General features: G+C 48.9%; 7 protein-coding genes and 2 pseudogenes. All 9 read right to left on the bottom strand.

The genetic code is table 11. The annotated features are described in order from the left end of the window. Positions 1 to 445: pseudogene (locus ACMUOV_RS09060) on the bottom strand (hypothetical protein); the annotation flags it as partial. 8 nt (positions 446 to 453) lie between these two features. Then, positions 454 to 1,428, bottom strand: a complete 975-nt coding sequence (locus ACMUOV_RS09055; RefSeq protein ID WP_413854837.1) for a nuclear transport factor 2 family protein — start codon at positions 1,426 to 1,428, stop codon at positions 454 to 456. 12 nt (positions 1,429 to 1,440) lie between these two features. Next, complete coding sequence (locus tag ACMUOV_RS09050; RefSeq protein ID WP_413854836.1) at positions 1,441 to 2,271, bottom strand: hypothetical protein; 831 nt, start codon at positions 2,269 to 2,271, stop codon at positions 1,441 to 1,443. After that, entirely contained in the window at positions 2,268 to 3,317 is a 1,050-nt protein-coding gene (locus ACMUOV_RS09045) for a hypothetical protein (protein ID WP_413854835.1), read from the bottom strand. Before ACMUOV_RS09045 ends, ACMUOV_RS09050 begins: the two co-directional genes overlap by 4 nt. A 75-nt stretch (positions 3,318 to 3,392) precedes the next feature. Further along, a complete protein-coding gene (locus ACMUOV_RS09040; RefSeq protein ID WP_413854834.1) occupies positions 3,393 to 4,052 on the bottom strand; it encodes a hypothetical protein in 660 nt (219 codons plus the stop codon). Between the two features lie 8 nt (positions 4,053 to 4,060). Continuing rightward, the gene (locus ACMUOV_RS09035) at positions 4,061 to 7,180 is read right to left on the bottom strand and encodes a tubulin-like doman-containing protein (protein WP_413854832.1); all 3,120 of its coding nucleotides are present in this window, start codon (positions 7,178 to 7,180) and stop codon (positions 4,061 to 4,063) included. A 38-nt stretch (positions 7,181 to 7,218) separates the two neighbouring features. Continuing rightward, on the bottom strand, positions 7,219 to 8,025 hold the full coding sequence (locus ACMUOV_RS09030) for a hypothetical protein (protein ID WP_413854831.1): 807 nt from the start codon (positions 8,023 to 8,025) through the stop codon (positions 7,219 to 7,221). A 44-nt stretch (positions 8,026 to 8,069) separates the two neighbouring features. Further along, positions 8,070 to 8,618, bottom strand: a complete 549-nt coding sequence (locus ACMUOV_RS09025) for a hypothetical protein (RefSeq protein ID WP_413854830.1) — start codon at positions 8,616 to 8,618, stop codon at positions 8,070 to 8,072. Positions 8,619 to 8,717: 99 nt separating this feature from the next. After that, a pseudogene (locus tag ACMUOV_RS09020) lies at positions 8,718 to 8,985 on the bottom strand (bifunctional metallophosphatase/5'-nucleotidase); the annotation flags it as partial.

The following is an 8,985-nucleotide window of genomic DNA, read 5'->3' as shown; positions in this document are numbered from 1 at the left end:
TGGTCGGGGTCACATGAAAAACGACATATTGGCTCACGACTTCAGCCACCGTAGCCGTAATTTGGCTCGGTGCCTTCATATGGACGATATAGGTCGTATTCTTGGCAACCTTTCTGATATTGAAGTCGGAAAAATCTATGGTACCTGGCACATAGTTCGGATGTGTGAAACGCAATCTTCTCGTACCGTCGGGTACATAGACCTTATACTCTCCATTTTCATACTTGGAGGCCTGGAAGGCATCCGGGAAGCTCAGGGCAGTGACATTGGCAATCTGGACTTTGATGAGTGCGCAGGGCTCACCGTTATGGTCCTTCACCTGATTCGTTCTAGCCTCAAGGTCATTCGAGGCCATCTCCATGCTTTCCACCACAAGATGGTCCTGGGCAAACGCTGCATAAAAGGCCAGCACCAAAAGGGTGAGTGTCGAAAATAGTTTTTTCATAGGGATAATCAAAAATCAAAATCTGCTAAAGAGAAAATTTCGTCTTCCGGAAGAGGCTTGCCGTTGAACTGGTCGGGTTGCCAGGTACGGACATGCACAACTGGGGCTTCTTCATCCGTAAAGTCCCACAACAGGAAGACATACCCCTCGTCATGATAACTGCTCGAGCTATAACCCTGGTGAAGGGTAACACCATAATAATTCGGACGGGCCCCATCGCGCATCACCTTGATGTCGTCAAAAGTGACGCGGATATAACTGTTTGCATTGAACACGCGTCTCAGATTCGTCAGATACTCTCGCTTCGTCTGCTTCTTGTACGTAATCTTGTCCGGCAGAGGAATGTTGTCGCTTGAACGACGTTTGATCACCTTACCAGTAATGATCAAAGCGTCATCGCTGAAAACTTGCTCCAGGAACGGAAGGTCCTTTTGATTATACGCGGTTCTGAAATGTTCCACATAATCAAGGATAAGCTCTCTGCGCCGAAGATCCTTCACCTCCAGATTCGATTTGATCACCTGCATATACAGATTCAGGTCCAGCGAAAGATAAAAACTCTCCACTTCTCCTTTCCGGTCAAAACTGATGACCGCCTCCTGATACTCAGATTCATTGAAATGGCGATCGTTACGAGGCGTCATCATCAAGGGGATGTTCCGGATCTGATAGCCGTTCGGTGTAACCAGGCATTTTTCAACGATTACATCATCCGTACACATGAAAGGCGAATTCTCCCATAACATGGACAGGGATACGGCCACGTTTTTAGGCAGATTCAACTTTCCGAAATTCAGATTTCTCGCCTCTTCCTGGGCAGCATTGATTTCGGTCAGCAGACTTGACATGGTAAGCTCCATCTTCGTTTTCAAGGCAGCATTATCAAGTCCGTCCGTAATCTCGACGGAAACAGGTTCAGCCGCAAAAGAGGGGACCAGCGCCACAAGGGCTGCTGCAATAAGGATACTCTTCTTCATATACATTATACTATCTTCCTATTTTAATCGGAACCAAAAAGGTCTGTATGTTTTATAGTTGTCAATTCGGTCGTCCCGTAACGTCCACAGGTTAACCAAACGTCCGTCAATCTGATGCATGTAAACCTGCACTTTCTTCTGATTGTCATAGAGGAGGACATAACAATCTCCGTCCGGAATCGGTGTCGGATACTTTCCGAAATCCCGGATCGTAGCCTTGCGATCCGCATAGAACTTATTGAAATCGGTAATCAAGGCAATCTCCTGCATCAAGATCCGCTCAAAGGATCTAAGCTTATAAGCAGGTTGAACGATGGCTGGCTCCGGCTCAGATTCCGGCTCGGGTACCGGCTCAAAAACCATTTCATCGACTTCCACGGCAGCCGTCTCCGTAACAGACGCCTGAACTGCTGATTCCTGGGCCACTGTCGAAAGGACAACTTCCTGCTCTTTCTTTTCTTCCTCTTGCGCGGATGGGGTCACAACCATTAGGACCTCATCATCCTTGACGGGTAATACATCTTTCTTCTTTATATAAACAAACACACGATAGAAATCTCCCCGACGCGTACGGATCGTCTCAATGTCGTTATTCGCCCGTACTACAAAACGTTTCGCTTCCGCGCCTTCCTGTTTGGCCCAGTCCTCGACGGTCAGTTCGAGAAGCGTCAATGCATTGTCAACCGCTGATTCCAAATCTTTTGTCGTTGATTCGGCGAACAGGTAATCCTTGGATTTCTTGATCCGGTTGATCTCTTTGACACGGGCGGCATCTGCCGGATCCTGCGCTTGGAGTACAACAGGGATCGACAATGCAGCCACCAGCGTAATCAGTCGCAATAATTTCATGGTATATTGTGTATTTGGGGTGTTGAATGCTTCTCTTGGTACAGATCCTTCAGGCTATGGGTGGGGATGTATACGTTCATCTTGACCTGGAGTTCCACATCTTCGTCCACAAAACCCGCCGGAACCAGAACCGAGAGCAAATGATTGCAGCCCAGATTCTTATCTTCCTCAATCACGAGAACCAGCAAGCTTCCGTCCTCATATTCATCCTCCACGGCAAAATAACAGTTCATCTTCTGCGACTGACAGAAATTCACCCAAAGGGACAAAGGAATACGGTATTCGGTGTACTTGAAACCGTAAAGCCGCTGGCGGACGTGAAGCGTGTAGTCGCGCAGATGAGGAATCTGGAACAGATTCGCAGCTGAATAGACGGGCTGATCCCTCTCAAATATCGGTTCGAATCCCTTCTTCGTCTTTCGGCAGTACATGCGGTCATTGACTACGGGAAGGTAATAGAAGCGGGAGTCGACGGGAGCAAAAACATCATCATCGACCTCTATCATCTCCTTGGCCAGGACAAATGCCGAGGTATCCAGGGGCGTCGATAGAACATCCTGAAAAATAGTCTGTTCGATTTCGATGAGCGGCATACCCGTCAGCAATTCAAAGCTGATGGGGAAACGAACGGCCAGCATGGTTTCTCCATCCGATTCCCATCGAGCCAGGTAGCTCTTGTCTCCCTGTCGGTCCAAAGTAAAAGGCATTTCAGATGAAACGCGTTCAATGTCATAGAAAAAACCCGCTTCAAAGGAAACCCCGTCATCGGCGATCCGTTGTTGGACCGGGGATTCCTTCCATAGATACAATTCCAGGAAATACCGCTCCAGAAAATCACAGACCCTCTCATCGACCAACTTGGAAACTTGCGGATGGAAAAGACGGAAACCAACATGTCGGACCATCCGGGAAGAATCCAACCGGACATGGACCGGCATCCGGAACAACTCCCCGACGATTGTGTCACCAACCGCCAATGAATCCGAGGATGCGGGGAAGCCTATCTCTTCACAAAGTTTGTGGATCAGTTCGGAATGATAGCGCAATGCCTGACACTCTCCTACTGTGTAAAAGAGTGTCAGACATAGCGAGAGGATTAGGAACCGCTTCATCAGACGGGATTACTTGCCGATGATGATGCTTCCCTTGACGGTGTTCGTCCTGTCATACCAGACACCTTGGACAAGCTTTCCATCCGAGAATTCTCCGATGACGTAATCACCCGGCTCCGCATAGCGTTTCTGCGGATCACGGCTGTCAATCAGGTGACGGGACGTGTAGGTCATCGTCCCATTCACATCATGGGGCTGTCCGTTCTTGAGATTTCCTTTGAACGATCCATAGGAGAACTGGGTCACCTTAGGCCTGGCTGGCTGGGATACCGTCTTCGTCTTTTCAACGACTACCGTATCCCTCCGGACAAGCGTATCCTTCTTCTCCACAACGACTGTATCATGGACAACGGTCGGTTTTTCCACAGGCGCAACCGGCTGCTCGATGTCGGGAGTCGCTTTCTGGACGGGTTCATCTGAAGCCGACTTGTGGTTCAAAAGCATGATGATGCCGACAACAATGGCCGCTATCAAAGCCAACGCTCCGGCGATGATGCCGATCGCCTTGCCGTTGAAAGCTTTTTTCTGATGAATCTCTTCCAACTTCTGATGGCAAGTAGGGCAGGAAAATGATCCGTCGATTTCCTCAACTTTCGACTCTTCGAAAACAGTGCCGTTATCGGCATCCTTGCAGTTTCCGAAATTTGTACATTGAAACTGTTTGCTCATGGTTTCTCTTAGGCTTTAATGATGTTGATGGCTTCCCGGGCCGCCTGGGCAAATTCCAGGAAAGCGGGAGCACCCGTATTGTTGCCGGTCTCCGGGAGAATGGTTCCGGACAGTAACTGCTGCACCTTAGGGACCAGCTCGGCCTCCCTGTTCTTCAGATGCATGTATTTGGTCTTCAGAAGGTCGACCACCTTTTCCTTCAGATCCTCACAGAACGCTTCCGTAAACTTTTCGGAAGTACCGATCTCCGTGAAGGTTGGCGCAAGAGCATTCAACGTCTCCAACCCAAGCAGTTCGTCTACTTTGACCGTACCGTAGGCGGTTCGTCCCGTTCCGTCCATTAAATCTCCGTTCTTGATGATATCCATGGCCGTCGCTAGAATCACATAAGGCATGAATTCCCTACGGAGTTCGGACTTCATCTTCTCGGGAGCCAGGAACAACGAAGGAAGACCTGTACCGTCACCTTCGGTATGAAGGACAACACGGTTCTGGTGGACTTCGCTTGGTGAAACATTGTTGGTCAGATAGTCATACTTCTCCTTATAGAACTTGAGGTTGTCAATAACACGGAAGGGGAAACAGTACGTGATGGACAGGACACTGATCTCGTTTTGCCGGTCGCCGGTCATATCAACATGCAAATCGATACCGGCTGTACCCGCGGCGACCAAAGCATTCTTCAGTTTCACCGCAAATGCCTGTACCTGCTGATTACCTAGCGGATTCGGCATGTATACAAGGATAGTCTTCCGCTGCACGGTCTGACCAACCTCGGTCGTCGGATTGTTGTTGACAGAGAGCCGGACTTCCGTATCGTTGAACTTCACCAGACCGCCGCTTTCATTCATGATCTTCTGCGCGAACTTCCTCAGGTCATCTTCCGTAGGATAACGTTCGCTGAGCTGCTCCAGAATACTGCGGTTTATGAGTTTCTCATTGTTCTGCAGAAGTGTCGCATCGTGAATGGCGACAACCTTGTTACGAACCGTTTCGTCAAAAATGGCAATCAGCGCATCCAGGTTGATGGTCTCATTCGCACGGCCGAACGTCTTTTCCGATCCGATCCGGGATACGATTTCTGCCCTGACCGCCGTCGAGATGCTTTCCTGATTTCGTTTACTATGAATCATCTCCGATACGAACCGTTTCACACCGGGCTGGTCATAGAACCGGATGACCGTTCCCTTAAGATCATCCAAATCCACTTCGTCCCTACAACGAGCCCCGATCTGTCGGTCAGTTTCGTCGATCGCCTGGTTGATGGTCTTTACGAAATTCTCGATCCGGATTTTGAGAAGGTTAAACTTGCGCAGCAACTCCCGCATCAGTTCAAGGCCGAAACCCACACCTTCTACTTCTGTCCTACGCATGCAAATTTTCGTCATGGTCTCGGAATAGTCAGCCAGGACTCTGTTTCCGCGGATCCAGTTGGCGATCACACCCGCACGGTTGTATTCACTCGCCAGTTTCTTCCTCTCCTCTTCCAGTTTGTCGACAGCCTGACGCAGTTTGACGATGCGGTTCTCATAAACGGAAGACCGCTTGTCGGTTTCATAGATGATCGTATCGATAAGCTCACCCAGATTATACAGGGAGAAACGACCGTCCGACCAACTCTGGAACAAGGAGGTTTCAATCCTGTCCACTATCTCCTCGGCATGCTGCTCTCGTGCGTCTTTCTTTCCCGCGAAGAAATCAGCGATACCGGCACCGCGGAACCCGCTTTGAATTCCTTTCGCGACCAGTTCATTCAACTTACCTATAGGCTGGCTGGTTTCTTTGGCAACCTCCAGCCACCGGGGAACGACCATGCTCCAATAGGACTGGAACGTGCCCCACTTGCCGTCATCAGAAGGAAGAATAGGGATATCCAGAATCAAGTGCTTGTCAGTAAAATGCCATTCCTCCAACGGATTTCCCAATTTTGTATCCGTTCCACGGACATACTCGCCCCAATCAATCTTGGCCGGCTGGTCACGGAATCCCTGATCGTCGTTCCAATTGTTGTACTTCATCTGGAGCAGAGACTGGCGTCCAAGAGAATAAGTGAAGAAATCCTTGATTTCCTCGTCAGGGACCACAATGCGCTTGATACCGAAAGTACCTACCCGCTTGGTGCGGTAGGGAATAATGGCACCATCCTTAGCCTTCTCATAACACTCGGCATCCCAATCCTTGATGTTTTCAAACGAATACGACCGAAGGTACTCCTCGGTATTGTCGTTGTTCTCAAGGAATACCCTGGCAAAAGCGAAATCGGAGACGACCTGCGGAAGTTCCTTGTGCGGTTCGAGAGCAATCCCATGCTCATTCACATTGGTATAAAGCATGAGACCGCCGGCGACATTCTTGCCGGTGAATGTCAACTTCCCAGTCGGGGAAGTACCCGTGACGTCATAAATCTCATGCCGCTTGACAAGCATGGCATTCAATTCCTCCAAGGCGGCATAACCATTGGCATGATACCGGCCAGCATCGCAAGTTCCGGGAGGCGTAATCTCGGGAATCATGCAGAAAGCGACTATGGAAGTTCCGTCATACTGATGAGCGCCGATCGGGGTCAGTTCCTTTCGGAAAGGAGGCAACATACGGGTCTGGCCGATGACATCCAGAATAGCACCGGATCCCGTTCCGCCGGCCAGGCCTGTAAAAATATGGATGTAGGTGCAATCCACCCCGCTGATGCGTTTGGTCGCCTCGTACTGGCGGAGGACGGCGGATTTGTACTTGTCGATGTTGGCTCCAAACAAGATTCTACCTGCGCGACGTTTCTGACCGGCGGCGACACCGAGTTCGCCGATGGTCTTCTGCATCACTTCCGGATCTCCGATGATACCCTTCAGGCCCGGGAAACCACTGGGATTGGCAAAAACCTGATTCAAATCCACGCCCTTGATAAAAACGAATTCATTGTTCGTGAACTGTGCATTCTTACCCAAGACATACCAGGACTTATCATCGGCGCGCATCATCTCATCAGTAGAATCGACATAAACGAAACCGATAGGAAGTTTCGCACGTTCGTCCGCTGTGAACTCCTGATAGAGACGCTTTTTAAACGCCTTGAGCACCTTTCCGCCCGATCCGCCTAAACCGATAAGAATGTGGTTTTGTTGTGGTAGCATAATAGTTAGTTTTAGTTTAATATATTATAAATATGTCATCAATGACTGCTGAAATCGTCCTCCGCACTCGCATACGTAACAAAGGACGAATCATCGAATGAATCATCGTCAGTAAAATGTTCGTGGCGACTGAAATGAAGATCCTTATATGCCAGATAACCGATAATGCCAAACGGGATAAACTGGACCAGGAGGAACAACAGGATGAGCCACATTCTCGTGATACGGACAATCCTTCCCGCTTGAGCCTGAAGGTCATTACTGATATACTGGATTGCCAGTTTCATCCCTCGATCCAATTGGTATAAGCGTTCATGGCTGCTTGCAAAGAAACTCGTGACATCCGCCGCTATCACTTCCGCCGGAACACCGGCATCAGCATGGAGAAAATACCCCAAGAAAGGGAATCGATCGTTGAAATCCTGGCAGGCGCCATTTGCATAAATGCCTCCAACAAGTTCATATGTTTCACTATGGGCCATAGGAATCAGTTTCCCACCTTCTTCTGGGGTCTTGTACTCATCAATTCTCTCCAGTCCCGCTCCTTTTATGGAATAGTAGGATTGTCGGAAACACTCGCTTTGCAATTTGTCGTCATCCATCAAGTCTTCACTCCACGCTTGAACAATCGATTCCGCAACCGGCTTCGTGTTCTTTAATCCGATAAAAGCCATTGTAGCGACAAACGTGATAACCGCCGCTACACAGCAAACGATATGGAAAGACGGGGAGACATGAAAACGCTTGTTCCAAAGCTTCGTGTAGTGGAAGCATACGAACCAGCAGACAGCAGACATGACAAGGGCGATCATGAAATAAAGGATAAATCTCCCGATGCCATCCATACGAATCCCATCTATGGCTATTTGTAATAAATTACGTATCAACTTTAAAAATCGGAATCATCAAAAGAATACCCTGTACCGGATGGGGAGAAATCATCCAGATCATCAAAGCGGGAATCGCTTTCGTCGGAGTACCGTCTGGATCGACCACCAGAAGAAATCAAAATCACGAAGAAAAGAATATTGATAAGGACGAATACAATAGAATGAATCCAAATGGCACGGTTTAACTTTGCCCGTGCAGGAGCCACTCTTTCGTCCATCAACGAATCAATCCGATTCGGAAGACTCTCAATCAAATCCGGAACCCGCGAATCGAAAATCCGCCAAACTGATAGGACCTTATGCATCTTTTCCGGCAACTCGGAAACATGACTGGTTGGCTCGATGATCTTTTCATCCAGCGCCTTTTTTGCATCCACATTCACCAGAGCCATAGATCCTGCCACCGTAGAAAAAAGAAAAACGAGCGCGGCTAAGACGTAATGAATGGACTCAAATGAAATTCCTGGCCGGACAATCTTGGCCGCAAAGAATACGGCCAAAACGACTCCCAGCGAAATCAACGAAGCAATGGATACGACACTAAACATAAATGAGTTCGGAGAACATTCGTACAAAAATACGAAAAAAAATGAAGTTCAATGTGTTTTCCCTAAATAAAAATAAGAAACGTTTCCTACGACGGATACTCATCTCTTGAACAGCAGGTCCATGTCCCGGTCCATCGCCGGTTTTACGAGTTTCTCCGGAACGAACGCCCAATGACCGATGACGGCAGGATCGCCGATGACCTCCGGGTCGATGGAGCCGTTCTTCAACAGGTAATCATACAGGATGTTGCGGATTTCAGGATAACGGGCAACGACGCGTTCGTCGATGTTGTCCGTGTCGATGCCGGTTTCCTTCATCAGGTTGCCGCCGCCGGAAGCGCGGTAGGAGGTCATCGCAACGTTGTAC

It is taken from the genome of Candidatus Ruminimicrobium bovinum, assembly GCF_902760015.1.
Classification (GTDB): domain Bacteria; phylum Elusimicrobiota; class Endomicrobiia; order Endomicrobiales; family Endomicrobiaceae; genus Ruminimicrobium; species Ruminimicrobium bovinum.
The sequence above is the reverse complement of the archived record's forward strand: the minus strand, read 5'-3'. Positions and strand labels throughout refer to the sequence as shown.